The organism is Thalassobaculum sp. OXR-137 (assembly GCF_034377285.1).
Taxonomy (GTDB): Bacteria; Pseudomonadota; Alphaproteobacteria; order Thalassobaculales; family Thalassobaculaceae; genus Thalassobaculum.
On record NZ_CP139715.1, the window covers coordinates 5,164,686 to 5,187,966 of the forward strand.

Sequence of the window (23,281 nt, forward strand, 5' to 3'; positions counted from 1 at the left end):
AGATAGCATCGGCCACCCCATATCATTTGCAAGCCCGCTTCCGGGCTCCGATGCTTCATTCCGACGAGAGATAAGGAGGGACCCTCTATGTCCGCGAATAGCAAACCCGTGATTGCCGCTCTGGAACAGGCGCTGGCCGATACCTATGCGCTCGCGCTGAAGACCCAGAACTACCATTGGAACGTCGAGGGACCGACCTTCTACGGGCTGCACAACCTGTTCGAGGAGCAGTACAACGACGCCCACGGCGCAGTGGACGAGCTGGCCGAGCGCATCCGGGCGCTGGGCGCCCCGGCGCCGGGCAGCTTCCAGGCCTTCATGGACGCCACCAAGATCGCCGACGCGAAGCAGAATGCCGATGCGCAGACCATGGTCTCCGACCTCGTCGCGAGCCACGAGACGATGGGCGAGACGCTGCGCGAGGGCATTTCCGTCGCCGAGAAGGCCGGCGATCCGGCAACGGCCGACATGCTGACCGGCCGCCTGACCACCCATGACAAGCATGCCTGGATGCTTCGCAGCCTGAAGGCCTGATCGGAGGCTCCATGGCTCCACGGCCGACCCGACGCGCGCTGCTCCGAACCGCCCTCGCGGCGGGCGGGGCGGTGATGCTGTCGGCGGCGAAACCGGCCCGCCCCGGCCCGGCCCTGCCTGCCGCCCTGACCCGCGGCGAGACCGGCCGGGTCGCCGCCATTCTTGCCGGCGACACCCTCGACCTGGAAGACGGGCTGCGCGTCCGGTTGGCCGGCGTACAGGGACCGGCCCCCGACCATGACGGCCGGCCGGCCTGGCCGCTCTCCGTCGAAGCCGCCGCCGAAACCGGCGCCCTATGCCTCGGGCAGGCCGTCACGCTGTTCTACGCAGACGACCGCCGCGACCGGTGGCAGCGCGCCCTGGCCCATCTGACCTTGGACGATGGCACCTGGGTGCAGGGTCATCTGCTGCAGCGCGGCCTGGCCCGGGTATATACCTGGCCCCGCACGGCGATCGGCGCGCGCACCATGCTCGACCTGGAACGCACCGCCCGGGCCAACCGGCGCGGCATCTGGGCCGACCGCTTCTATCGGATCCGCAATCCGGGCGAGACCTGGGGCGACCTGGACAGCTGGCAGATCGTCGAGGGCCGGGTGGCCGACGCGGCGCTGGTGCGCGGGACCGCCTACCTCAATTTCGGCCTGGATTGGCGGAACGACTTCACCTTCCGGATCGAGAGCGACGCCCGACGCGCGTTCAAATCGGCGGGGATGGATCTGCAGGATCTCACCGGCCGGCGCGTTCGGGGGCGCGGCTGGGTCTACCCGATGAACGGGCCGATGATCGACCTCACGCATCCGGCCCAGCTCGAAGTCCTGGAGGACTAGGCGGCTCATCCGCCCCGGTTCCGGAACCGGGGCGCAGCCTGAGACGTTGCCTCCCGAATAGACACCCAGAGCGATCTTGGAGATGGCTGCCGCCTGCCATATCGTCGCCACGACCAGTCACAGGGTAGAAACGCATGATGGCTCCGCTGTTCAAACGCACATTCCCGCTTCTCGCCTGCCTGGCGCTCGTCACGCTGGGGGCCTGCTCCACCAACCCCGCGACCGGCGAACAGAGCTTCACGGCCTTCATGTCGCCGCAGGACGAGAAACGGATCGGTGCGGAGCAGCACCCGCAGATCCTGGAGGAGTTCGGCGGCGCCTATGAGGATCCGCAGCTCGGCGCCTACGTGGCCAGCATCGGCGCGCGGATGGCGGCGGTGTCCGAGCGTCCGGACCTGAACTTCACCTTCACCATTCTCGACAGCCCCGTGGTCAACGCCTTCGCGCTGCCCGGCGGATACGTTTACGTGAGCAGGGGACTGCTGGCGCTCGCCGACAACGAAGCGGAGCTCGCCGGCGTCCTCGGCCACGAGATCGGCCACGTCACCGCACGGCACAGCGCCGAGCGCTACAGTCGCTCGGTCGCGGTCAGCCTTGGCGCGGGGCTGCTAGGTGCGGTCACCGGTCAGCGCGCCCTCTCCGACCTCGCCAATCTCGGGGGCGGCCTGTACCTGAAGAGCTACAGCCGCGAGAACGAGTTCGAAGCCGACTCCCTCGGCCTGCGCTATATGACGGCCTCCGGATACGAGCCCAGCGCCGTCGCCCAGTTCCTCGCCAGCCTCGGCAAGCAGACCGAGCTGGAAGCCCGCCTGAGGGGCTCCGAGAGCAACCCCAACGACTTCAACCTCCTGGCCACCCACCCGCGCACCATCGACCGGGTCCGCGAGGCGCAGCAGGCCACCGGCTCCCTGGCGCCGGGCCGGGTCGAACGGGAGGCGTATCTGCGCCAGATCGACGGCATGCTCTACGGCGACGATCCCAACGAAGGCTTCATCCGCGACCGGACCTTCATCCATCCGACCCTGCGCTTCCGTTTCGTCGCACCGCCGGGCTTCGTGTTGATGAATTCCTCCGACCGGGTCGAAGGACGCCGCGGCAACGAGATGGCCATGGTCTTCGATGCGGTGCGGGCGACGTCCGGCCTGTCGATGTCCCAGTACCTTCAGCAATGGGGCAAGAACGCCCGTCTTTCGGGGCTGCAGGAGTTCACCGTCAACGGCATGAACGCCGCGACAACCGCCGCCGTGGTCCAGACCCAGCAGGGGCAGCAGAACTACCGGCTGATCGCCATCCGCGGCACCGACGGCATGATCTACCGGTTCATCTTCCTGGGCAGCGCCAGCACGCTCGCGGCGAACGAAGAGGAGATGAGACGCACCACCTACAGCTTCCAGAAGCTCAGCGAAGCCGAAGCCGGCTCCTACCGGCCCTACCGTCTTCAGGTGGTCCAGGTGCAGGCCGGCGATACCGTCGACAGCCTCGCCGCCCGGATGCCGGACGGGACCGAGAAGCGCGCCCGGTTCCAGGTGCTGAACGACATCGACACCAACGCCCAGCTTCAGCCGGGAATGCTGGTGAAGATCGTCACCGAATAGGACGTCTTCACCGACCTGGAACGACAAAGGGCGTCCCGACGGGACGCCCTTTTCGTTTCGGTACACCTCGCGGGAGGAAGATTCAGGCCTCCAGCAGCAGATCGCCGGTGCGCTCGACCCGGTGGACCAGCCGGTCGCGGAGCTTCATGAGCGCCCGATGCTCGAGCTGGCGGACCCGTTCCTTGGAGACGCCGAGCTCCCGGCCCAGCTCCTCCAGGGTCGCGCCTTCTTCGCTCAGGCGGCGCTGATCGATGATCGTGCGTTCGCGCGGCGACAGTTCCGCCAGCGCCTCCGCCAGCCACTTGGACCGGGTGGAGGCATCGCGCATGCCGGTGACCACCGCCTCTGGGCTCGGCCGTTCGTCCGCCAGGAAGTCCTGCCAGTCATCTTCGCCCGCCTCGGAGATCGGGGCGTTCAGCGACTGATCGTGGCCGGACAGCCGCATCTCCATCGCCTCCACCTCGCGGCGGTCGACCTTGAGCTGCGTGGCGACGTACATGCGCCCTTCCTCGGTCATGCCGCCGTTCACCGAACTGCTGATCTTGGCGCGCAGGCGACGGAGGTTGAAGAACAGCGACTTCTGCGCCGCCGTCGTGCCGGTCCGCACGATCGACCAGTTGCGCAGGATGTAGTCCTGGATGGCAGAGCGGATCCACCAGCCGGCATAGGTGGAGAACCGCACCTCCCGCTCCGGCTCGAACCGGGCAGCCGCCTGCATCAGGCCGACATTGCCTTCCTGGACGAGGTCGCCCATGGGCAGGCCGTAATTGCGGAACTTGCTGGCGGTGGACACCACCAAACGGGTGTAGGAGCGCACAAGCTCGTGCAGCGCCCGCTCGTCCCCCTCCTCGCGCCAGCGGCGCGCCAGGTCGAATTCATGGTCGCGCTCGAGCAGCGGTTCCTTCATCGAGGCCTTGATGAAGGCGATGTTGGCGCGCTGGGTCTCCGGGTCGTCGATATAGGCCATTGCCGCCCCCTGTGTGGTTGGCATCCGCTGGTGTCTGACACCCGTGCTGCGGTTCTTTTTAGCCTTACGTACGCATTTCCAAATAAATCGGATCATATCCCGGACCCGATTGACACGAAAATATTGTTGCGGCGCACAAGGATCGCCGTCGGTTCAACCAAACGTGATGGAGATGGGGCCGCAGCCGGCCGGCAGAAGCGCCTGGCCGGTCCTATCGGGCGGCGCGCAGGGGGACGACCGTCTCACTGGGAACGGCGTCGACCCAATCCAGCAGTCGGCCGTCGGTCGCCAGACAGGCAGCACTCAGCGCCCCGCCGCGGCCGCAGCCGCTATCGATGCAGAGCGTCCGCTCGGTTTCCTTGGGTCCGCCGCCCTCGGGGTCGTAGCCCCGGACCAGCTTGCGGAAGCCCTCGAACCCTGCGGTATCGGCACGCTCGAACCCCTTCGACGCCCACCAGAAGGCGTCGCGCTGGTCGTTCAGCGTGCGCGACGGATCGATGCCGGTATTCACGAACAGCACGCCGTCGGACCCGGTGCAGGCGAACCGGCGGATCTGGCTGAACCACTGCTGATGGCCGGGAGAGGCATGCACACCCGCCTTGAGCCGGCTGGTCCAGCGGGTCAGCGCCACCATGCCCTCCTCGGCCGCGGCGAAGCCCTGGTCGGCATCGCCGCCATAGGCCGCCAGCGCTGCGCCGACGCCGCGCTCCAGCATCCAGGTCAGCAGCTCGGCCGGCTTCGGCGCGAAGTGGATCTGCAGCAGCTTGTGCCACATCTCCTCCTGGGCGCCGCGCAGGCAGACGATGTCGTCCGGCAGGTACAGGGGCGGCTGGGCCATCACGAGCGCGCGGAACCGCATGAGCTCGCGCAGCGTGGCGCGGACGTCGCCGCCGCCGAGCACGTTGCCCAGATACACGATCCGGTCGCCCGGTGCGAAGCGGGCACCGATCTGGTCGTGCAGGTCGCTGAGAAGGTCGGCCTCGCCGAAAACCGCTCCCACCGCCCAGATGCGGCGTGCGCCGGACAGGTCGACATGGCGATCGGAAGCGTTCAGGCAGGTCGGTGTCACGGCCGGGGGGGCCTCGCGCTCGGGTGAACGAGTCATCCCACCCCAATACCACTTCCGAGTCGCGCGTCAACGCACCGCCCGCAAGCGGTCCCGCCGAGTCGCCGCATCCGATTCTCGATATTCTAGCTAAGTGCCGGATATCGCTCGCAGAGTGGGCGCCGGCACCATTCGCATACTATAGGTCTCACCCGGACATGAGAACGGGCGACCCAAAGGCCGCCCGTTGCACAAAATTGGCCGATTCGCGCCGAATCAGGTCGATCAGGCAGCGTCCATCAGCTTCTCGAGACGGTCGATCGCCGCTTCCTCGTCGATCTTCTCGATCTTCGCGAATTCCCGGGCGAGCCGGTCGATGGCCGCCTGGTACATCTGGCGTTCGCTGTAGGACTGCTCGGCCTGATTGCTCGACCGGCGCAGGTCGCGAACCACTTCGGCGATCGACACCGGATCGCCGGAATTGATCTTCGCCTCGTATTCCTGGGCGCGACGGCTCCACATGGTGCGACGGACGCGGGCGCGGCCCTTCAGCTTGGCGATCGCGGCATCCATCTGCTTGCGGCTGCTCAGGCGCCGCAGGCCGCTGGTCTTGGCTTTGGTGAGCGGAATGCGCAGGGTCATCCGATCCTGCTCGAAGTCGATCACCAGAAGTTCCAGCTCAGTCCCGGCGATGGTCTGGGTCTCAGTCCCCTTGATCAGGCCCACACCGTGCGTCGGGTACACGACAAAGTCACCAGTGTTGAACTCGTTCTTTTTTGTCATGGGTGATTTTTCCACGTCCTCTGCCATTCCGCCCTCTTCGACCACCAAAACGCTCCCACCACACAAAGAAAACTAACCACCGTCGGTCCGAAGGACCGACGTCCCCATAAGCCGAGAACCACGCTATCAACACGAGAGACGGCCGAAACATTTGGTCGTTTCGTCGATGGTCCCACGTTTTGCGGGGGTGCACTGATCCTCGTCGGCTTTTGACCAGCGCGATGTTGTGAACCTTATCACAAAATCGCGGCGAATGGTAGCTTACACGCAGGAATGCGAGCGCAGGGCGGCAGCCCAGCCGACTGAGTCATTAGATCAGATATTTGTGACCGGAATCTTAATGTCGCGGCAGAAAGTCGCCGTGGAAGCTGCGATCGATCAGCTTCCGTCGCCGGGATTGGCCGAGAAATACTTGTCGTATTTGCCCGCCTCGTCCTGAAGCTTGTCGGCATCCGGCATCGGATCGACCTTGCGCGTGATGTTCGGCCAGATCTCGGCGTACTCCGCATTGAGCGCGAGCCACTTCTCCGCGGCCGGCTCGGTATCGGGCAGGATCGCCTCGGGCGGACACTCGGGCTCGCAGACGCCGCAGTCGATGCATTCATCCGGATGGATGACCAGCATGTTCTCGCCCTCGTAGAAGCAGTCTACGGGGCAGACCTCGACACAGTCAGTGTACTTACACTTAATGCACTTCTCGTTGACGATGTAGGTCATGCGGGTCTCCGGCGCGCGGTTGACGTCGCTCTTTAGCGTAGCCGGTCAACCGACTTCAAGACCGAGCTTCGCAAGAGCCCGTTTTCGCGCCTCTCCGCTTTCGCGGTCGGTAATGTACAGCAGGCCCGAAAGCCGCCGCATCAGCTGGCTTTCGTAGTCATGCAGCTCGCCGTCGGCGTAGACCACCTCCCACAGCGCTTCCATCAGCTCGATGCGCCCTTCCTCGTCCAGCCGGTCCTTCACGGTCCGGGTCAGGCCGTAGAGGTCGACCATCTGATCGGCGGAGGTGGCGGCCTCGTCCAGGGTGCGGTCGATCTCGTCCCGCGACACGTTGAACCGATTGCACAGATGCTCCGCCACCACAGCGCGCTCCTCGGCCTCGAAGCTGCCGTCCAGCGTTGCCGCCCGGGCCAGAAGAACCGCCACGGCGGTGGCCAGGGCATCTTTCGGCGCGGCGGAGGGCGTGCCTCCGGCGTCGATACTGTTCATGAAGGCCTTCAGGCGCGCTAGCATGGTCGAGTTCCGTTCCGGTTCCTGGAGTCTGTGCGGGTCATCTTTCCCGGCGCCGGCAGCCAGTGGCGCCGGACCGTGAGTACATAGGTCGCTATCATGGATACGTCAGCCCCCTCTCCCTCCACCGCCCCTGCCGGGTTCGATGCCCTGATGGCTGTCGAGGCGCCCGCCGGGGCGATGGACGCCCCCGCCGCCCGCCGCAACGCCAGGCCGCTGTTCGACGTGCTGCGCCAGGAACTTCCCGCGACGGGGACGGTGCTCGAGGTCGGATCGGGCACCGGACACCATGCCGCCGCCTTCGCGCGCGACCTGCATCCGGTGCGTTGGCTGCCGACCGAAAACACCCCGGAGCGGCGGGCGAGTATCGAGGCCTGGAGCGCCTTCCTGCCCGCCGACGGCCCGCGCCCGCTGGCACCCCGCGCACTCGACGCCTCGCTCTCGGCCGAGGAATGGCCGGTGGCGGACTGCGCGCCGTTCGACGGCATGGTGAGCGTCAACGTGATCCACATCGCGCCCTGGGCCGTGGCTCGCGGCCTCCTGGCGGGCGCGGCGCGCTGGCTGAGACCGGGCGCGCCGCTGGTTCTCTACGGACCGTTCCATCGCGACGGCCGGTCCATGAGCCCCGGCAACACCGCGTTCGACGCCGACCTGCGGCGTCAGGACCCGGACTGGGGCATCCGGGACCTGGAACGCGAGGTCCTGCCCTTGGCGGCGGCGTGCGGCCTGAAGCTGGCCGCCGTGCACACGATGCCGGCGAACAACCTTTGCGTCGTGCTGCGGAACTGATCCGATCCGCGGTTGGCCGCGTAATCCATTCAAAAGGCCGGGACAAATAATCGGTGCGCCCCACGGGCACCCGCACAGGTCGTTGAAATCCCTGGCGACCCTGATCGACTCGCGCATACGTCAGCGAAAGATATTGACTTGGTTGAACCGGTCTACGACCAGAATTAGAGCCCTACCCTGGTAAACGAAGCGACAATCGAAATGAAATTCTATGACTGGATGAGCCGGCTTCCTCTGCCGCGCAACTATCTTGTGAAGATTCTGGTGGTCAGTTTCATCGGGGTTCATATCCCCATGATTGGTGCGGTTACTTACATCCTGCTCTCCGCCGACATCGCCCTCTCCGACACGATGGGCGTTCTGATCGCCCTACTGATCGCCACCGTGCTGGGAACCGTCGCCACCATGGCGATGCTCTACCTTCTGCTCGCGCCGATCACCCGTGCGGCCACCGCCCTGCGCGCCTACCTGAATGAGCGCAAGATCCCGTCGCTGCCGACGCGCTACGACGACGAAGCCGGCATCCTGCTCGCCAATGTGCAGGAGACGGTGACCCGGCTCGACATGGCCCTGGACACCGCGCGCGCCCAGCGCGAGGAAGCGGTCCGCGGCCACCGCAGCAAATTCCAGGTTCTGGCCGGAATGAGCCACGACCTGCGCACGCCGCTGAACCATGTGATCGGCTTCGCCGAGGTGATGACGACCGAAGCCCTCGGCCCGCTCGGCAGCCACCGCTACCGCGACTATGCCAGCGGCATCCGCGACAGTGGCGAAGATCTGCTGACCACCCTGCAGACCATTCTGGACCTGAGCGCGCACGAAGCCGATCCGGACTCCCGCGACCTGGACCCGGCGGGCGTCGACCTGGCAGGCGCGGTGGATCAGGCGGTACGGCTGACCCATTTCCACGCGGAACGCTGCGGAACCGTCATCCACATGACCGTTCCCAGCAACGCCGACGCGGCCGTGGTGACCTCGGAACGCTCCTTGAAGCAGATCGTCCTGCACGCGCTGCAGGTGGCGCTTGGCACCAGTCCGACCGCCACGCGGATCGACGTTTCGGTTGCCGAGACGATCGACCACGCCAGCCTGACGGTCGTCAGCGATCTACCCTGGACCCTGGGAGACGTGCCGCCCGAATTGGACGACGGTGCCGGGCCGGAGGACTTCCCCTCCTCGACCCCGGCCGCCCTGCGGCTGTCCCTGGTGAACTCGCTGGCCGCCGGCGCCGGCGCGACGGTTCAGGTCGGCAACGCCGCTGGGGGCGCCCGGTCGTTGACCATCACCTTCCGCAAGGCGGAACGGAAGCGCGGCGCGTCCCAGGCCGCCTGACGGCGGTCAGGCGCCCTCGCCCACCACGCGCACCAGGGCGTCGATCTCCCGCTCCAGCGTGATGTAATGGACGCTGGCCCGAACCGCCGTGGCGATCCCGCGGCGGTCGTATCCCACCCGCGCGCCGCTGTCGCCGGAGACGCTGACGTTGATGCCGTGGTCCTTGAGGCGGCGCTTGATGGCGTCCGCCTCCTCGCCGCGCTTGCGGAAGGTGACGATGCCGCATTTCTCGGCACCCTCGTCCAGTACCTCCACGCCGTCGAGGCCGGATAGACGGTCGCGGAGCTGCTGGGCTAGCGGCTGGACCCGGTCGCGGATCGCCTCCAGCCCCCAACCCAGCGCGTAGTCGATGGCCACGCCCAGGGCCGCCTTGCCGGCGAAATGGCACTCCCAGTTCTCGAACCGCCGGGCGTCGGCGCGGACCACGTATTCCCGCTCGTTGACCAGTTCGGCCGCGTGCTGGTCCAACAGCGGCGGATCCAGACGCTCGATCCAGTCGCCGCGCACGTAGAGAAACCCGGTGCCGCGTGGGCCGCGCAGGTACTTCCGCCCGGTTGCCGACAGAAAATCGCAGCCGATCTCGGCCACATCCAAGGGGATCTGTCCGGCCGACTGGCAGGCATCCAGCAGATAGGGCACGCCGTGCTTGCCGGCCACCCTGCCGACCTCGGCCGCCGGATTGACCAGGCCGCCACCGGTGGGCACATGGCTGATCGAGATCAGCTTCACCCGGTCGTCCACCATGCGGTCCAGGGCGGCCACGTCGATCTGGCCGTGGTTGTCGTTCGGCACGATCGCCACCTCGCAGCCGGTATGCTTGGCCCTGTGCAGATAGGCGATCATGTTCGAGCCGTATTCGGACTCCGTCGTCAAGATGCGGTCGCCCTTGCCCAGATCCAGCGCATAAAACGCCATGTCCCAGGCCCGGGTGGCGTTCTCCACGAAGGCGACCTCGTCGCGGCTGCAGTTCAGCAGCCGGGCGGTGGCGTCGTAGAAGTTCTCCAGCTTGTCCTGGTGCCGGTCGGCGGTCTCGTAGCCGCCGCGGAACTCCTCCTCGCGCTGCCAGCCGATCAGCGCGTCGGCGACCGGGATCGGCATCAGCGAGGAACCGGCGTGGTTCAGGTGGACGATCCCCGCGCAGCCCCGGGTCTCGTGCCGGGCCCGCTCGACATCGATAGGCGTTGATTTCGTGGACATCCTGACCCTCCCTTGCGCGTGCTGGCGGGGAGGCTAGAGCAAATCACAACCAGATGGAAACATCTGGCCGTGTGAATTTGCTCTATCTTGAATAGGTTAGACGGCGATTCACGGTTCAGATCGAGTGGATCCGACCCGATCGCGCCTTACCCGTCGAGACCGCTGTCGTCCAACATCCGGTCGATGGCCCGCCGGTCGCGCTTGGTCGGCCGGCCCGCACCCTTGTCACGGCTCGGCGCGGTGGGCTCGTCGAGATCGACCGACTTGGCTTCGGAACTGCGCTCAGGAATGGGCGCCAGGTCCTCGTACAGCAGTCGGGCTTCGGGCGCCGGGCCGCGCCGGGTGGCCAGGGACAGAACCTTGACGACCCGCACATGCGGTCCCTGGGGAAAGGTCAGCACGGCGCCGACCTTCACCTTCTGATGGGCCTTGGCGACGACGGTTCCGTCCATCCGCAGCCGGTTGGCAGCCAACAGGGCATTGGCCAGGGCGCGCGATTTGAAAAACCGCGCGCACCAGAGCCATTTGTCCAGACGCTGGCTGTCGGCACCGTCGGGGGCGGGGACGCCGCCTCCGCTCATCCGTCCTTCTTGCGCAGCGCGTCGCGCAGGCCGGCCAGGGCCGCGAAGGGCGAATCCGGATCGATCTCGCCGCGGCGTTCCGGCTCGGCGGTATGCACCCGGGGCCGGTCGTCCCGCCCACGACGATCGCCGTCGCGCCGGTTCGGACCCTTGCCGCCGCCACCCCGGCGACGGTCGCCGCGCTGGCCGTCGCCCTCGCCCTGTCGAGCCTGGCTCGACTTGCCATGCTGCGGCTTGCCCTGGGACGGGCGGTTGTCGGACCGCTTGCCCTGCCTGTCCTGACCCTGGCGATCTTGACCCTGCCGCTCCTGACCCTGGCGATCCTGGGCCGGTCTGCCGTCGGCCCGGGCCTCGCCGGCGGGCGCGCCCTCGGCCGCGTTCGGCCGGTTGCCGCCCTGTCGCTGCTTGTTGCGGTTGGGACGCGGACGGCGCCCTTCCTCGCTGCGGCGGCGCGCGAACAGCGGCACCATGACCACCGGCTCGGCCTCTCCCGTCGGGGCCGTCTCGCCGTCATCCGGTTTGGCCTCTTCGCCAGCCGGGTCGATTGCGGCTTCGGCCGGGGCATCGTCGGTCGCCGGGGTCGTCTCGGCGGTCTCCGCCGGAGCGTCGGGCTGTGCTTCGGCCGACGCCAAGCTGTCCGCCTCCGGCACGTCGCTCGCAGCGGTGTCCGCGGGCGCCTCCTCGGGTGACGGCGCGCCGACGCTTTCCGGCACGGACGCATCGGCCGCCTCGGCCGGGCTGACCGTGTCCTCGGCCGGCGTGTCCTCAGCCGGCGCTTCCTCGGAAGCCTCGCCCGGGGTCGGCTCAACCGCGGCCGCATCCGCCGGAGCCGCAGCGTCCTCCGTCGTCGGCGCCGCCCCAGCGTCGTCGCCGGCCTGCGCCGGCTGGGCGGCGGCGGGCTGGTCGGCCGGACGCTCGCCCACCTTGCGGTAGCCGAGGTCGTTCAGGATGGCGGCAAAGGTCTCGTGATCGACACCGGCCAGCGACAGCATGTCCGGATTGATCGCGAACGGGCCGTTGCGGGCCGCCTGACGGATCAGCGCGGCGATGCGCTCGACCATGTCGATGCGGATCGCCCGGCCGCCGAGCCGCTGGTAACCCAGGGCGATGTCGTATTCCGTCGGCGTCTCCGGCCGGCGTACCACCTGCACCCGGCCCTCCGGCGGCAGCCCCTCTTCGGGGAAACGGCCGTGGAACACCGACCAGAGCAGGCCGCGCATGGCGACCGGCTTCGGCTTCAGGAGCTGGGGGATGTACAGGTTCTCGGTGCCGAGCCGGATCCCGACCCGGGCCAGATCCTTGCGGCCCTGCTCGTCGAGTTCCTTGACCATCGCACGCAGCCCTTCGGCCGGCGCGTTGCCCAGTCCCTCGAGGACCTGGAACACGATGCCGCGCGCGCCGCCGGACAGGTCCGAGCGGGCAAGCTGCAGCAACTGCGGGATCACCGCCTCGAGATGCACGTCCAGCCAGGTCTTCAGGCGCTTCTGCACCCGGTCGCGCTGCGGCGGTTCGAGCATGTCGCTCTCGCGCACGCGCACGTCCGGCCGCCAGGGCACGTCGCCGGCGACCAGATCGGCCACCGGGTTGCCCCGCCAGTAGAACACGCCATGACCATCCAGGCGGAACACCTCGTCGAGGTCGCTTTCCAGACGGGACACACGACGTGCGATCTCGTCCGGAAGGACGCGCCGCGCCGCCGTCATCACCTGTTTCTCTTCTTCGGTATTCGCGGCGTCGGGCTGGAAGGAGAACCCTTCCAAATGCCCGACACGATGCCCCTCGACCGTTACCGTCCCGTCGCCGGATACGCCCGCCAATATATCCTCCTTACCACCCTTCAGCTTCCGCGACAGGGTCGCCGACCGCCGATCGACGAACCTTAGAGTGAGCTGCTGATGCAACGCGTCCGATAATCGGTCCTCGATCGCGCGCGCCCTAGACTGCCAGTGACCGGCGTCGTCAATCCAGTCCCCTCGGTGTGTAATGTAGGTCCAAGTGCGAATATGCGCGATACGTCCCATCAGGGTATCGATATCGCCCTCGGTCCTGTCGAAGCGGCTCATCTGGCCGTCGACCCAGTCGCTTGGCAGCTTCTCCTCAGCGTCGGTCAGGTAAAGATACACCTGTGCGAGGAGACGCGCATGACTTTCCGTAAGGTGTTTCTGAAAGTCCGGGATCTGGCACACGTCCCACAGCAGCCGGATGCGGACCGGACCGTTGGCGCGCTTGGCCACCTCCTCCATCCGGGAGAGGGTCTCCAGTGCCTCCTGATCCTCGCCGTCGCGCTTGCGCGACAGGAAATCGTGCTCCGGCCAGACCTCCAGCGAGCGCTTCAGGTCGCGCATGGTCGCAAAGTCGAGCCGGGTGTTGCGCCAGGAAAGCTGTTTCAGCGCGTCGAAGGTATGGGTCTCGATCGCCATCACCGCCTCGTCGTCCAGCGGCGGGCAGTTGCCGGTCACCCCGAAGGTGCCGTCGTTCATGTGGCGGCCGGCGCGGCCGGCGATCTGCGCCAGCTCCGCGGCCCTCAGGCGGCGCGGGAAGCGGCCGTCGAACTTGCGGTCGGAGGCGAAGAACACATGGTCGATATCCATGTTCAGGCCCATGCCGATCGCGTCGGTGGCCACCAGATAGTCGACCTCGCCCTCCTGATACATCTGCACCTGGGCGTTGCGGGTGCGCGGACTGAGCGCCCCCATTACCACCGCCACGCCGCCGCGCTGGCGCCGCACGACCTCGGCGATGGCGTAGACATCGGCGGCGGAGAACGCGACCACCGCGCTGCGGCGCGGCAGGCGGGTCATCTTGCACAGGCCGGAATAGCTCAACTCCGACAGGCGCGGCCGGGTCTCGAACCGGGCCTCCGGCACCAGCCGGCGCAGCAGCGGGCGGATCGTCTCCGAGCCGAGGAACATGGTCTCGTCGAGGCCGCGGGCGTGCAGCAGGCGGTCGGTGAAGACGTGACCGCGCTCCGGATCGCCGGCAAGCTGGACCTCGTCGACCGCCAGAAAGTCGAAAGATTTGTCCAGCGGCATCGACTCGACGGTGCAGACGAAGTACTTGGCATCGGGCGGGATGATCTTCTCCTCGCCCGTGACCAGCGCAACCGCGCGATATCCCTTGCGGGCGACGATCTTGTCGTAGTTCTCGCGCGCCAGCAGCCGCAGCGGAAATCCGATCACGCCGTTGCGGTGACCGAGCATCCGCTCGATCGCAAGGTGGGTCTTGCCGGTGTTGGTCGGGCCGAGGACGGCCAGGACCGACGCGGCATGCGATGCGAGAACCATGGGGGAGATCTGCGACCGGCTCCATTCAATCCGGTTCTCGGCATAACACATATGGACGGCGGCGGAGAGAAGGACTTGCAGACGTCACTCGTCGGCCATATCTCCGACCCGTCCTGACAGTCGACAATAGCAACAACGGACCAACTGCCATGGCTGCCGAAACAAGATCTTTCCAAGCCGAAGTCTCGAAACTTCTGCACATCGTCGCGAACGCGCTTTACAGCGAACGTGAGGTGTTCCTGAGAGAGCTGATCTCGAACGCCGCCGACGCCTGCGACAAGCTGCGATTCCTGGCGATCTCCAATCCGGATCTGACCGCCGACGACAGCGCCTTCAAGATCCGCATCTCCGCCGACGACAAGGCGAAGACGCTGACCCTCTCCGATAACGGGGTGGGCATGACCGAAGCCGAGCTGCACGACAATCTCGGCACCATCGCCCGCTCCGGCACCTCGGCCTTCGTCGACGAGATGAGCGGCGATGCCAAGAAGGACACCAGCCTGATCGGCCAGTTCGGCGTCGGCTTCTATTCCGCCTTCATGGTTGCGGACAAGGTCGAGGTCCTGACCCGCAAGGCCGGCGAGAGCACGGGCTGGCTGTGGACCTCCGACGGGCTCGGCGAATACACGGTCGCGCCGGCCGAGAAGGCCACCCGCGGCACGGTCATTACCCTGCATCTCAAGAAGGACGCCAAGGAGTTCCTGGAGAAGCAGCGGATTCAGACCATCGTCCGCACCTATTCCGACCACATCCCCTTCCCCGTCGTATTCGTGGAGGGCGAGGACGAGGACACGCTGAACCAGGCCTCGGCCCTGTGGACCCGGTCGAAGAGCGAGATCTCCGACGAGGACTACAAGGAATTCTACCACCACGTCGGCCACGCCTTCGACGACCCGTGGATGACCGTCCACTGGAAGGCCGAAGGCCGCATCGAGTATCACGGCCTGCTGTTCGTGCCGTCGCAGCGCCCGTTCGACCTGTTCCACCCGGAGCGGCGCCATCACGTGAAGCTCTACGTGAAGCGGGTCTTCATCACCGATGAGATCGAGGGCCTGGTCCCCTCCTGGCTGCGGTTCCTGAAGGGCGTGGTCGATTGCGAGGACCTGCCGCTGAACGTCAGCCGCGAGATGCTGCAGCACAACCCGGTGGTCACCACGATCTCGAAGGCACTGACCAAGCGCGTGCTGGGCGACCTGGCCAAGAAGGCGAAGAAGGAGCCGGAGGCCTATGCCGAGTTCTGGCGCAACTTCGGCGCGGTGCTGAAGGAGGGCCTCTACGCCGATGGCGGCGAGCACAAGGAGGCACTGCTCGACCTGGTGCGGTTCAAGTCGACCGCCGGCGACGAGCTGGCGAGCCTGGACGGCTATATCGAGCGCATGAAGGAAGGCCAGGAGGCGATCTACTACATCGCCGCCGAGGACGAGGCCGCCGCCAAGGCCTCGCCGCAGTTGGAGGGCTTCCTGAAGAAGGGCGTGGAGGTCCTGTTCCTCACCGACCCGATCGACGAGTTCTGGGTCCAGACCATGTTCGACGGGGTGAAGGGCAAGCCGCTGAAGTCCATCACCCGCGGCGGCGCCGATCTCGCCTCCATCAAGTCCGGCGAGACCGACAAGGACGAGAGCGCCGACAAGAAGGACGACGAGCCGAAGGACAGCGGGTCGGTCGACAATCTGATCGCCTCGGTGAAGCTGGCGCTCGGATCGACCGTGAAGGACGTGCGGACCACCGACCGTCTGTCGGAAAGCCCGGTCTGCCTCGTCGCCGACGAGACCGACATGGACATGAACCTGGAGCGGATGCTGCGCCAGCATAAGCAGCTCGACCATGCCGCCCCGCGGGTGCTGGAGATCAACGCCGACCACGCGCTGATCAAGGGCCTGGCCAAGCTAGTCAAGGACGGCAAGACGGACGGCATCGACGACGCCGCCTTCCTGCTGTTCGAACAGGCCCGTATCCTGGAAGGCGAGCCGGTCAGCGATCCGAAGGCCTTCACCCGCCGGTTCTCGGAAGTGATGGTCAAGGCGCTGGGCGCCTGAGAAACACGGTAGTGCCGGTCCCGGAACGATCGGCACTACCGCAACCCGGTTTCGGGTTGCAACGGTTTGGCATCGATCCATCTCCCTAACACCGTGTCGGCTTGCGAGGATCTGATGCGCCTGTTCTTCAGTCTCTGTCTGATGTTTGCGCCCGCTGTCGCCCATGCCGATGCCTGCGGCCCGCGTCTGGTGGCGACCTTCAGCGAAGGCGCGCCGGCCGACCGGTTCACCCTCACCAACACCAGCGATCCCGGATGGTCGGTCACCGAGGTTGAGATCGATCTCGGCCCGTCGCGCGGGCGGGTGATCTTCGACGTCACCGAGCGCGGCGCCGGGCTCAGCGTCTATCAACCGTTCGAGGAAGCGACCGGGACGGCGGTCATCGCCAACCGCAGCGAGGTGACCGACGGCGACACGCTGCTCACGCTCCGGTTCAGCCGCTTCGCGCCGGGCGACACCTTCGGCTTCACCATCGACCTGGACGACACCGCGGGCTTCGCGCCGACCGTCGTCTCCACCGACGAGATCGCCGAGGGCGTCATCCGCGCCCGCTTCACCTCTGCCCGGGGCGAGGCCACCCGCGAGGGCTTCTTCGACGACAACAGCGAAGCCGATACCGGCCGGCTGGAAGGGTGTTTCGTGTCGTGACGGCCGAGGCCCTACCGCCCCACCCGTAGTGCCGGTAGTGCCAGGCCCGCGCAGAACAGCAGGATCGCCGCCACCACGATCGACGGGCCGGAGGGCGTGTCCCATTGCAGCGAGGCGAACAGGCCGAGCGCCACCGCCAGCGCCCCGGTCAGCGCCGCCAGAACCGCCATCGCTTCCGGCGTAGCCGCCAGACGGCGGGCGGCGGCGGCCGGGATGATCAGGAGCGAGGTGATCAGCAACACGCCGACCACCTTCATCGCGACGGCAATCACCAGCGCCATCAGCAGCATCAGCACCGCCCGGGCCCGCTCCGGCCGCATGCCCTCGGCCGCCGCCAGGTCAGGGTGCACCGTATCGGCGAGCAGGGGCCGCCAGAACCAGAACAGCCCGGCCAGCACGACCGCACCGCCCGCCCAGATCAGCGCCACATCCGTCACGCCGACCGCCAGAACGTCACCGAACAGCAGGGCCGTCAGGTCGATCCGTACCCAGGTCATCAGCGCGACCAGGACCAGGCCTACCGCCAGGGTCCCGTGGGACAGCAGACCGAGCAGCGCGTCGGTCGACAAGGCACGCCGCCGGTCGAGCAGCAGCAGGAGACCGGCGATCGTCGCCGCCACCGCGAAGACGCCGAATACCGGCGCGATCTGCAACACCAGGGAGAGCGCCACCCCGAGCAGGCCGGCATGGGCCATGGTGTCGCCGAAATAGGCCATACGCCGCCACACCACGAAGCAGCCGAGCGGCCCGGCCGTCAGCGCCACCCCGATCCCGGCCAGCAGGGCGCGTACGAAGAAGTCGTCAAGCATGGGGATGGCCGTGCTGCCCGCCGGAATGGGAATGGGAATGCCCGTGGTCGTGCCCGTCATGGTCATGGGCATGGCCGTCGGTGATCGAACCGTCGGCATTGCGGATCCGGCCGTCCGGCAGATGGGTATGGTCGTGCTGGTGCCGGTAGACCGCCAGCGCGCCCGCGGCCCTTCCGCCGAACAGGCGCAGGTATTCCGGGTTCTCCGCCACCGTCTGCGGGGTCCCGCGGCAGCAGACATGGCCGTTGAGGCAAACCACGGTGTCGGTCTGCGCCATCACCACATGCAGGTCGTGGGAGATCAGCAGGATGCCGCAGCCGGTCTCGTCGCGGATCCGCTTGATCAGGCCGTACAGCGTGACCTCGCCGGTGAAATCCACCCCCTGCACCGGCTCGTCCAGGATCAGCAGGTTGGGGCGGCGCACCATGGCGCGGGCCAGCAGGGCGCGCTGGAATTCGCCGCCGGACAGGGACTGCACCTCCGCCTCGGCCAGATGGGGAATGCCGACCGCCTCCAGCGCCTGGGAGATCTGCGCAGGGGAATGGCGGGAGGTCAGCGTCATCAGCCGCCGCACGGTGATCGGCAGGGTCCAGTCGATCTGGATTTTCTGCGGCACATAGCCGACCCGCAAGTCGCGGCGGCTCTCCGCCCGGCCTTCGTCGGCCCGGATCACCCCCGCCGCCACCTTGGCGGTCGTCGTCTTGCCGGAGCCGTTGGGGCCGATCAGCGTAACGATCTCGCCCGGGCGCACGTCGAGATCGACGTTGCGGGTCAGCCAGCGCCCGGCCCGCTGCACGCCCACCCCGGACAGGCGGACCAGCACGTCATCCGGCGCGCGCGCCGGATCCGGCAATATCTCGGCAGTGGCCATGGGTGAACCTCTTTCTTCCCTCTTGCGCGGAGATATGACAGCGGTTACGACTGACCGCAACGTTATAATATAACATTTAAAGACACCAATGCCGGAGAGTCCGATGCGGAACCCCCTCACCGCCGCCCCGATCCTTGCCGCCCTCCTGACCGGCCTGACCGGTCCCGCCCTGGCCGAGACGTCGGTCGTCGCCACCATCAAGCCGCTGCATTCCCTGGTCGCCGGCGTGATGGAAGGTGTCGGCACCCCCACCCTGCTGATCCCGGGGACGACATCGCCGCATACCTTCACCCTGAAGCCGTCCGACGCCCGCAAGCTGGAGGATGCGCGGGTCGTGTTCTGGATCGGCCCGGATCTCGAGACCGCCCTGGAGCATCCGCTGGAGACCCTGGCCGCCAAAGCAACGGTCGAGACGCTGATGAACGCCCCGGGCATCACCCAGCGCGGGTTTCCCGAAGGTCACGATCACGACCACGGGCATGACGCCGACCATAAGGACGCAGAGCACAAGGACGACGATCACAAGGACGCTGCTCACAAGGACCACGACCACGACAAGGACGGCCACAAGGAAGCAGAAGAGCACGGGCATCACCACCACGGAACGCACGATCCGCATGTCTGGCTGGATCCGAAGAATGCCGAGGCCATGCTCGCCGCGATCGCCGCGACGCTCAGCGACGCGATGCCGGAGCATGGCGATGCCTTTGCCGCCAATGCCGCCCGGATGACCGCCCAGCTGACGAAGCTGGGGGACGAGGTCACCGCGATCTTGGCGCCGGTCTCGGTCAAACCGTTCCTCACGTTCCACGACGCGCTCGGCCACTTCAACGCACGCTACGGGCTCACCAAGGGCGAGGCGATCGTGGTCAATCCGGAGATCAAGCCGGGTGCCAAGCGGATCGCCGAACTGCGCGAGGAGATCGAAGAGGAAGGCTTCGCCTGCGTCTTCATCGAGCCGCAGTTCGACCCGTCCATCGCCGAGGTGATCGTCGAGGGCAGCGACGCCAAGATCGCCACACTCGACCCGCTGGGCAGCGCCCTGGCGGAAGGGCCCGCCCTCTATCCGGATCTGATCCGCGGCATCGCCCAGACCCTCCACGACTGCATGGCCGACTGATGCGGGTCCGCTGGACGCCGGGGCGGTGGGCCGACCGCCGCCCCGCCCAGCCAGCCGATTTCGCTCTCGGACGGAACGACAAACATTCCTGAAACACGCGGGCGGACCTCTTCCGTCCGCGCCCTGGCCGGGCCATCTCAATCTGTAACAATCAGCCATCGCGATGGCTGTCCACGGCCAGAGAGCTAGATCCTGTTACTTCCAGCATCGCCGACCCGGCTTCCGGACGACGGCCTCCGCGCGCGAACGACCCATGGTTGACGCCTCTGCGTTCGCGGATGCTTTGCGTATCGCCCGAGAGCACCACGGGGCCGGACGCCTTAAACCGGCGTTGGCGGCCTACGAAACCCTTCTCAAACAAGCACCCACCGATGCCGAGGCGCTGTTCGGCTCAGGCATGGTGCTGGCCGCGCTGGGAGCCGTTCCCCAGGCGTTGACCCAGCTGGACAAGGCTCACGCCGCCAGCCCGGAACGCACGGACATCGCTTTCGCCCGTGCCTCGCTTCTGTTCGATGCGGACCGGCTGATCGCCAGCGAGACGGCCTACGAGGAGGCGCATCGTCTGGGCCGCTCACCGCGGGACCTCCTGACCTTTGCGCAGGGCATGCGCAACCTGGGCCGCCTGGAGCGGGCGGAGGACGCCCTGCGCCGCGCCATCACCCTGGAGCCGACCGCAGCCCCTCTGCTCGCCCTTTCCGACGTCCTGATCGACCGCTACCGGGTGGAGGAAGCGGTCGATGCCTGCCGGCGCGCCTGCCTGCTTGCCCCGAGTTCGGCCGCGAGCCTGCGCCTGGGCACCCGGCTGCTGGAGGCCGGCCGGACCGACCCGGCGCGCCGGGCCTTCCGGCAGGCGATCGTGCAGACTCCGGCCAATACCGCCGCAAGATACAGCCTCGCCCGCATCACCCGGCATGCCGCCGAGGATGCGGATGTCCGCGAGGTGCGGCGCCTGGCAGACGCGTCCAACCTTGCTCCCCGGCGGCGGGCGGATGCGCATTTCGCCCTGTTCAAGGTTTACGAGGACCTCGACAGAACGGAAGCGGCCTTCGACCACCTCGCCCGGGCGAATGCTCTGGTGCGCAGCCAGATCTCCTATTCGTCGGCAGCCGATCAGCGGTATTTCGAGCGGATCCGGACGGCATTCGACTCGATCGAGGGTGCAGACCCTCGCCCTATCGACGGCCCGGGCGCGGGTCAGATCTTCGTGGTCGGACTGCCGCGTTCCGGGACCACCCTGGTCGAGCAGATCCTGGCCAGCCACCCGATGGTCCACGGCGCGGGAGAAATCCAGAACCTCCGCCTGGAAATGCTGCGCGGGTTCGAACGCGGCGGCGCGACCGGCGGGTTTCCGGACGGCGCGCCGTTTCTGGACAGGGCCGGCTGGCAGGGGGTCGGCGACGGCTACATCACCTCCCTGGAGCCGAGCGGCCGCCCGGTGACCGTCAACAAGACCCCCGGCAACTTCCAGATGGTCCCGGCGATCTGGCGGGCACTGCCGGGCGCACGGATCGTGCATTGCCGGCGCAATCCGCTGGACACCTGCTTCTCGATCTACAGGCACAACTTCGTCGGCTGGGGCCTGCACTATGCCTACGACCAGACGGACGTGGCGGCGCTCTACGCGATCTACGACCGGTTCATGGCCCACTGGTCGGCCCACTGGCCGGACCGCCTGTTCGACCTGTCCTATGAGCGGCTGGTGGAGGACCCGGAGACGGTGGCCCGCGCGCTGCTGAACTATTGCGGTCTGCCTTGGGACGACCGCTGCCTGGATTTCGCCAATACCCGGCGGATTGTCCGCACGGCCAGCGTGGAGCAGGTGCGCCGTCCGATCCACGCCCAGGCGGTCGGATCCTGGAAAAGGTACGCGGCCCATCTCGGACCGATGCGAGACGGCTTGCGCGCGGCGGGGATCGAGGCCGAAGCCTGAGAAGGGCCGGTCAGGTTTTGCGGCCGGGCCGAACCCCATTGGCGAAGATCGCGACGAATACCTGATCGATCGCCCCACCCTTGACCGTCGAAACAGGCAGTAGAAGCCGTTCCGCGATGCTGTAGTCCTTCTGGAAAATCTTGATCAGGTGAACGGTCGGCTGGCCCAGCTCGCAGACCTCCCGAAGGTCGGGAAGAAAGGTGGACCCGAACCGCGCGTCCACCTCGGAGGCCCAGCGATCGGTCCAGTTCTCGCCGGTCAGGTTGCCGACATAGGTCCCTTCCAGCCGGTTCCGGAAGTCGTTCCGCTCCGCCACCCGCTCGTAGACGCTGAGATAGCCGAGCCATTTCACCAGCCGGGCGGGGTCGAAGGCCGTGCGGTCGGGAACGCCCGTCTCCGGCCTGGCCGCCCGCCAGTACTCCAGCAGCGACGCCGCCAGCGGGCTGAGGTCGCGGTCGGCGTTCTCCACACGCACGCTCGATTTCGAACCGAGGCGCTCTTCCCGTCGTTCAGCCACGCCCGCCGCAAGCGGCTGATCTGGTAGCCGGAAGATTTTCATGCCGGTCCGTCCGTTCCTGGTAGAAAGACCACTATGACCGATTTTTATTAAAACACGAGCTAGGATGCAGGCGTCAGTTGGCAACTGCCGAAAACGGATTCTGTGAGCTATCTCACACGGCGGCCAACCCTGTGGACGGCCGGATCTCGAATCACCTAGAGTCGGAAACGCTGCTTTCGGCGCCGGGCGGGGGCCCAGGAATGTCTAGAAAAAACGTCGTCTTGAAGGCCATCGCCGAGGTGCTGGGGCGGAAGAGTACCGCCTATACGGATCTCGCCAGCGCCATCGAGAACAACGACAACCTCAGCCTGATCCTGTGCCAACAGGCCCTGGAAAGCTTGCCGATCGAGACGAAGTCGGCACTCTGGTCGCGGGTTCGCGACCTTGAGGAGGCCCTGTCGAACGACGCCTCGCTTGCCGAGACCGACGACGTCAAGGATATCGCCTGAAGGACATCGCCTGACTGCCGCCGAAATAGGCGCTGGCGAAAATTATGATAACCTTCATACTTTGACGAGTAAAAGCCGGCTCGCCTTTAGCGCCGATCCGTTCCGTATGAACTCAGGGACGCGTCCGCCATCTGCCGGAGACGACGCCTTGCCCCCGCTCACGCTGGCCCCCGACCACGGAAGCCTGATGTCCCAGCCGTTATCAGATCTGGTAGGGCGGTTTCGCCAGGAACGCCTGCAGGTGCTCGAGCCTGAAAGCGCGGTCGGCAAACTGGCCGACCATCCGAAGGCGCTGACGCTGTTTCGTGCCTGGCAGAAGTGGTGCCGCGGCCGCATCTGCCCCGAACGGGCCGATGTCGAGCCGTTGGATATCCCGGCACTTCTGGAATACATCGTGCTGCTCGACGTGGAGGAACGCGACTTCCGCTTCCGCCTTGTCGGAGAGACGATCGCCAACCGCTATGCCATCCGGCTCAAGGGCAAGACGATCACCCAGCTCATGGCCGGATCCAGCCTGGACGAGACCCTGTACGAGCATCGGCGGTGCGCGCAGGACCGGCGTCCCGTGCTGGTCACCCATACGGACGCCATGACCTCTCTGGGCGACACCCGGTCCTACAGCCGGCTGCTTCTGCCGCTCGGCGCGCAGGGGCCGCGGGCGAGCCACATCATCGGCGTGATGCAGTTCTACCGCTGAC

The 23,281-nt window shown here is 67.0% G+C and carries 22 protein-coding genes; 11 read left to right on the plus strand and 11 right to left on the minus strand.

Annotation, left to right across the window (positions count from 1 at the left end):
- Window positions 1–87: 87 nt before the first annotated feature.
- The 3 genes from T8K17_RS23930 to T8K17_RS23940 all read left to right on the plus strand — a co-directional run bounded on the left by T8K17_RS23930 (window position 88) and on the right by T8K17_RS23940 (window position 2,956).
- A complete protein-coding gene (locus T8K17_RS23930; RefSeq protein WP_322332231.1) occupies window positions 88–534 on the plus strand; it encodes a DNA starvation/stationary phase protection protein in 447 nt (148 codons plus the stop codon).
- Between the two features lie 11 nt (window positions 535–545).
- Window positions 546–1,361, plus strand: coding sequence for a thermonuclease family protein (locus T8K17_RS23935; protein WP_322332232.1), 816 nt, complete (start codon window positions 546–548; stop codon window positions 1,359–1,361).
- Between the two features lie 134 nt (window positions 1,362–1,495).
- Window positions 1,496–2,956 (plus strand): M48 family metalloprotease, encoded by a 1,461-nt coding sequence (locus T8K17_RS23940; RefSeq protein WP_322332233.1) that lies wholly within the window; start codon window positions 1,496–1,498, stop codon window positions 2,954–2,956.
- An 82-nt stretch (window positions 2,957–3,038) separates the two neighbouring features.
- Here T8K17_RS23940 and T8K17_RS23945 read toward each other — a convergent pair whose 3' ends face one another.
- The 5 genes from T8K17_RS23945 to T8K17_RS23965 form a co-directional block, all read right to left on the minus strand.
- The gene (locus T8K17_RS23945; RefSeq protein WP_416153156.1) at window positions 3,039–3,947 is read right to left on the minus strand and encodes an RNA polymerase factor sigma-32; all 909 of its coding nucleotides are present in this window, start codon (window positions 3,945–3,947) and stop codon (window positions 3,039–3,041) included.
- A gap of 187 nt (window positions 3,948–4,134) precedes the next feature.
- The gene (locus T8K17_RS23950) at window positions 4,135–4,992 is read right to left on the minus strand and encodes a hypothetical protein (RefSeq protein ID WP_322332234.1); all 858 of its coding nucleotides are present in this window, start codon (window positions 4,990–4,992) and stop codon (window positions 4,135–4,137) included.
- A 261-nt stretch (window positions 4,993–5,253) separates the two neighbouring features.
- Window positions 5,254–5,751, minus strand: a complete 498-nt coding sequence (locus T8K17_RS23955; protein WP_028795112.1) for a CarD family transcriptional regulator — start codon at window positions 5,749–5,751, stop codon at window positions 5,254–5,256.
- Between the two features lie 378 nt (window positions 5,752–6,129).
- Window positions 6,130–6,468, minus strand: a complete 339-nt coding sequence (fdxA, locus tag T8K17_RS23960; RefSeq protein WP_322332235.1) for a ferredoxin FdxA — start codon at window positions 6,466–6,468, stop codon at window positions 6,130–6,132.
- A 45-nt stretch (window positions 6,469–6,513) separates the two neighbouring features.
- On the minus strand, window positions 6,514–6,957 hold the full coding sequence (locus tag T8K17_RS23965; RefSeq protein WP_322332236.1) for a TerB family tellurite resistance protein: 444 nt from the start codon (window positions 6,955–6,957) through the stop codon (window positions 6,514–6,516).
- A 120-nt stretch (window positions 6,958–7,077) separates the two neighbouring features.
- Between T8K17_RS23965 and T8K17_RS23970 the strand changes: the two genes are divergently transcribed.
- Window positions 7,078–7,767, plus strand: coding sequence for a DUF938 domain-containing protein (locus T8K17_RS23970; protein ID WP_322332237.1), 690 nt, complete (start codon window positions 7,078–7,080; stop codon window positions 7,765–7,767).
- 201 nt (window positions 7,768–7,968) lie between these two features.
- Window positions 7,969–9,099, plus strand: a complete 1,131-nt coding sequence (locus tag T8K17_RS23975) for a sensor histidine kinase (protein WP_322332238.1) — start codon at window positions 7,969–7,971, stop codon at window positions 9,097–9,099.
- 6 nt (window positions 9,100–9,105) lie between these two features.
- On the opposite strand, the gene T8K17_RS23980 is transcribed toward T8K17_RS23975, so the two are convergent.
- From T8K17_RS23980 to T8K17_RS23990, 3 genes are all read right to left on the minus strand, one after another.
- A complete protein-coding gene (locus tag T8K17_RS23980) occupies window positions 9,106–10,296 on the minus strand; it encodes an aminotransferase class V-fold PLP-dependent enzyme (protein ID WP_322332239.1) in 1,191 nt (396 codons plus the stop codon).
- Window positions 10,297–10,442: 146 nt separating this feature from the next.
- Window positions 10,443–10,877 (minus strand): RNA-binding S4 domain-containing protein, encoded by a 435-nt coding sequence (locus T8K17_RS23985; protein WP_322332240.1) that lies wholly within the window; start codon window positions 10,875–10,877, stop codon window positions 10,443–10,445.
- Window positions 10,874–14,161, minus strand: coding sequence for a helicase-related protein (locus T8K17_RS23990; RefSeq protein WP_322332241.1), 3,288 nt, complete (start codon window positions 14,159–14,161; stop codon window positions 10,874–10,876). The genes T8K17_RS23985 and T8K17_RS23990 overlap by 4 nt, the downstream gene beginning before the upstream one ends.
- 149 nt (window positions 14,162–14,310) lie before the next feature.
- On the opposite strand from T8K17_RS23990, the gene htpG reads away from it, so the two are divergent.
- On the plus strand, window positions 14,311–16,197 hold the full coding sequence (gene htpG, locus T8K17_RS23995) for a molecular chaperone HtpG (RefSeq protein WP_322332242.1): 1,887 nt from the start codon (window positions 14,311–14,313) through the stop codon (window positions 16,195–16,197).
- A 114-nt stretch (window positions 16,198–16,311) separates the two neighbouring features.
- Complete coding sequence (locus T8K17_RS24000) at window positions 16,312–16,845, plus strand: hypothetical protein (RefSeq protein WP_322332243.1); 534 nt, start codon at window positions 16,312–16,314, stop codon at window positions 16,843–16,845.
- Between the two features lie 11 nt (window positions 16,846–16,856).
- Here the strand turns inward: T8K17_RS24000 and T8K17_RS24005 are convergent, their stop codons facing one another.
- The gene (locus T8K17_RS24005) at window positions 16,857–17,654 is read right to left on the minus strand and encodes a metal ABC transporter permease (RefSeq protein WP_322332244.1); all 798 of its coding nucleotides are present in this window, start codon (window positions 17,652–17,654) and stop codon (window positions 16,857–16,859) included.
- The gene (locus tag T8K17_RS24010; protein ID WP_322332245.1) at window positions 17,647–18,525 is read right to left on the minus strand and encodes a metal ABC transporter ATP-binding protein; all 879 of its coding nucleotides are present in this window, start codon (window positions 18,523–18,525) and stop codon (window positions 17,647–17,649) included. Before T8K17_RS24010 ends, T8K17_RS24005 begins: the two co-directional genes overlap by 8 nt.
- A 103-nt stretch (window positions 18,526–18,628) precedes the next feature.
- Between T8K17_RS24010 and T8K17_RS24015 the strand changes: the two genes are divergently transcribed.
- Complete coding sequence (locus T8K17_RS24015; protein WP_322332246.1) at window positions 18,629–19,645, plus strand: zinc ABC transporter substrate-binding protein; 1,017 nt, start codon at window positions 18,629–18,631, stop codon at window positions 19,643–19,645.
- A gap of 253 nt (window positions 19,646–19,898) precedes the next feature.
- On the plus strand, window positions 19,899–21,575 hold the full coding sequence (locus tag T8K17_RS24020; protein ID WP_416153157.1) for a tetratricopeptide repeat-containing sulfotransferase family protein: 1,677 nt from the start codon (window positions 19,899–19,901) through the stop codon (window positions 21,573–21,575).
- Between the two features lie 10 nt (window positions 21,576–21,585).
- On the opposite strand, the gene T8K17_RS24025 is transcribed toward T8K17_RS24020, so the two are convergent.
- Complete coding sequence (locus T8K17_RS24025) at window positions 21,586–22,092, minus strand: PAS domain-containing protein (protein WP_322332248.1); 507 nt, start codon at window positions 22,090–22,092, stop codon at window positions 21,586–21,588.
- A 242-nt stretch (window positions 22,093–22,334) separates the two neighbouring features.
- Here T8K17_RS24025 and T8K17_RS24030 point away from each other — a divergent pair, with 242 nt between their 5' ends.
- Window positions 22,335–22,583, plus strand: coding sequence for a hypothetical protein (locus T8K17_RS24030; RefSeq protein WP_322332249.1), 249 nt, complete (start codon window positions 22,335–22,337; stop codon window positions 22,581–22,583).
- Window positions 22,584–22,731: 148 nt separating this feature from the next.
- Window positions 22,732–23,280 carry a PAS domain-containing protein gene (locus tag T8K17_RS24035; protein ID WP_322332250.1) on the plus strand — a complete coding sequence of 183 codons (549 nt, stop codon included), beginning with the start codon at window positions 22,732–22,734 and terminating at the stop codon, window positions 23,278–23,280.
- Window position 23,281: the final 1 nt, after the last annotated feature.

Excerpts from the sequence above, each read along its gene's own strand:
- T8K17_RS23930 (WP_322332231.1), top strand. The coding sequence starts at position 88 with ATGTCCGCGAATAGCAAACCCGTGATTGCCGCTCTGGAACAGGCGCTG.
- T8K17_RS23935 (WP_322332232.1), top strand. The coding sequence starts at position 546 with ATGGCTCCACGGCCGACCCGACGCGCGCTGCTCCGAACCGCCCTCGCG.
- T8K17_RS23940 (WP_322332233.1), top strand. The coding sequence starts at position 1,496 with ATGATGGCTCCGCTGTTCAAACGCACATTCCCGCTTCTCGCCTGCCTG.
- T8K17_RS23945 (WP_416153156.1), bottom strand. The coding sequence starts at position 3,947 with ATGCCAACCACACAGGGGGCGGCAATGGCCTATATCGACGACCCGGAG.
- T8K17_RS23955 (WP_028795112.1), bottom strand. The coding sequence starts at position 5,751 with ATGACAAAAAAGAACGAGTTCAACACTGGTGACTTTGTCGTGTACCCG.
- fdxA (WP_322332235.1), bottom strand. The coding sequence starts at position 6,468 with ATGACCTACATCGTCAACGAGAAGTGCATTAAGTGTAAGTACACTGAC.
- T8K17_RS23965 (WP_322332236.1), bottom strand. The coding sequence starts at position 6,957 with ATGAACAGTATCGACGCCGGAGGCACGCCCTCCGCCGCGCCGAAAGAT.
- T8K17_RS23970 (WP_322332237.1), top strand. The coding sequence starts at position 7,078 with ATGGATACGTCAGCCCCCTCTCCCTCCACCGCCCCTGCCGGGTTCGAT.
- T8K17_RS23975 (WP_322332238.1), top strand. The coding sequence starts at position 7,969 with ATGAAATTCTATGACTGGATGAGCCGGCTTCCTCTGCCGCGCAACTAT.
- T8K17_RS23980 (WP_322332239.1), bottom strand. The coding sequence starts at position 10,296 with ATGTCCACGAAATCAACGCCTATCGATGTCGAGCGGGCCCGGCACGAG.
- T8K17_RS23985 (WP_322332240.1), bottom strand. The coding sequence starts at position 10,877 with ATGAGCGGAGGCGGCGTCCCCGCCCCCGACGGTGCCGACAGCCAGCGT.
- T8K17_RS23990 (WP_322332241.1), bottom strand. The coding sequence starts at position 14,161 with ATGGTTCTCGCATCGCATGCCGCGTCGGTCCTGGCCGTCCTCGGCCCG.
- htpG (WP_322332242.1), top strand. The coding sequence starts at position 14,311 with ATGGCTGCCGAAACAAGATCTTTCCAAGCCGAAGTCTCGAAACTTCTG.
- T8K17_RS24000 (WP_322332243.1), top strand. The coding sequence starts at position 16,312 with ATGCGCCTGTTCTTCAGTCTCTGTCTGATGTTTGCGCCCGCTGTCGCC.
- T8K17_RS24005 (WP_322332244.1), bottom strand. The coding sequence starts at position 17,654 with ATGCTTGACGACTTCTTCGTACGCGCCCTGCTGGCCGGGATCGGGGTG.
- T8K17_RS24010 (WP_322332245.1), bottom strand. The coding sequence starts at position 18,525 with ATGGCCACTGCCGAGATATTGCCGGATCCGGCGCGCGCGCCGGATGAC.
- T8K17_RS24015 (WP_322332246.1), top strand. The coding sequence starts at position 18,629 with ATGCGGAACCCCCTCACCGCCGCCCCGATCCTTGCCGCCCTCCTGACC.
- T8K17_RS24020 (WP_416153157.1), top strand. The coding sequence starts at position 19,899 with ATGGTTGACGCCTCTGCGTTCGCGGATGCTTTGCGTATCGCCCGAGAG.
- T8K17_RS24030 (WP_322332249.1), top strand. The coding sequence starts at position 22,335 with ATGTCTAGAAAAAACGTCGTCTTGAAGGCCATCGCCGAGGTGCTGGGG.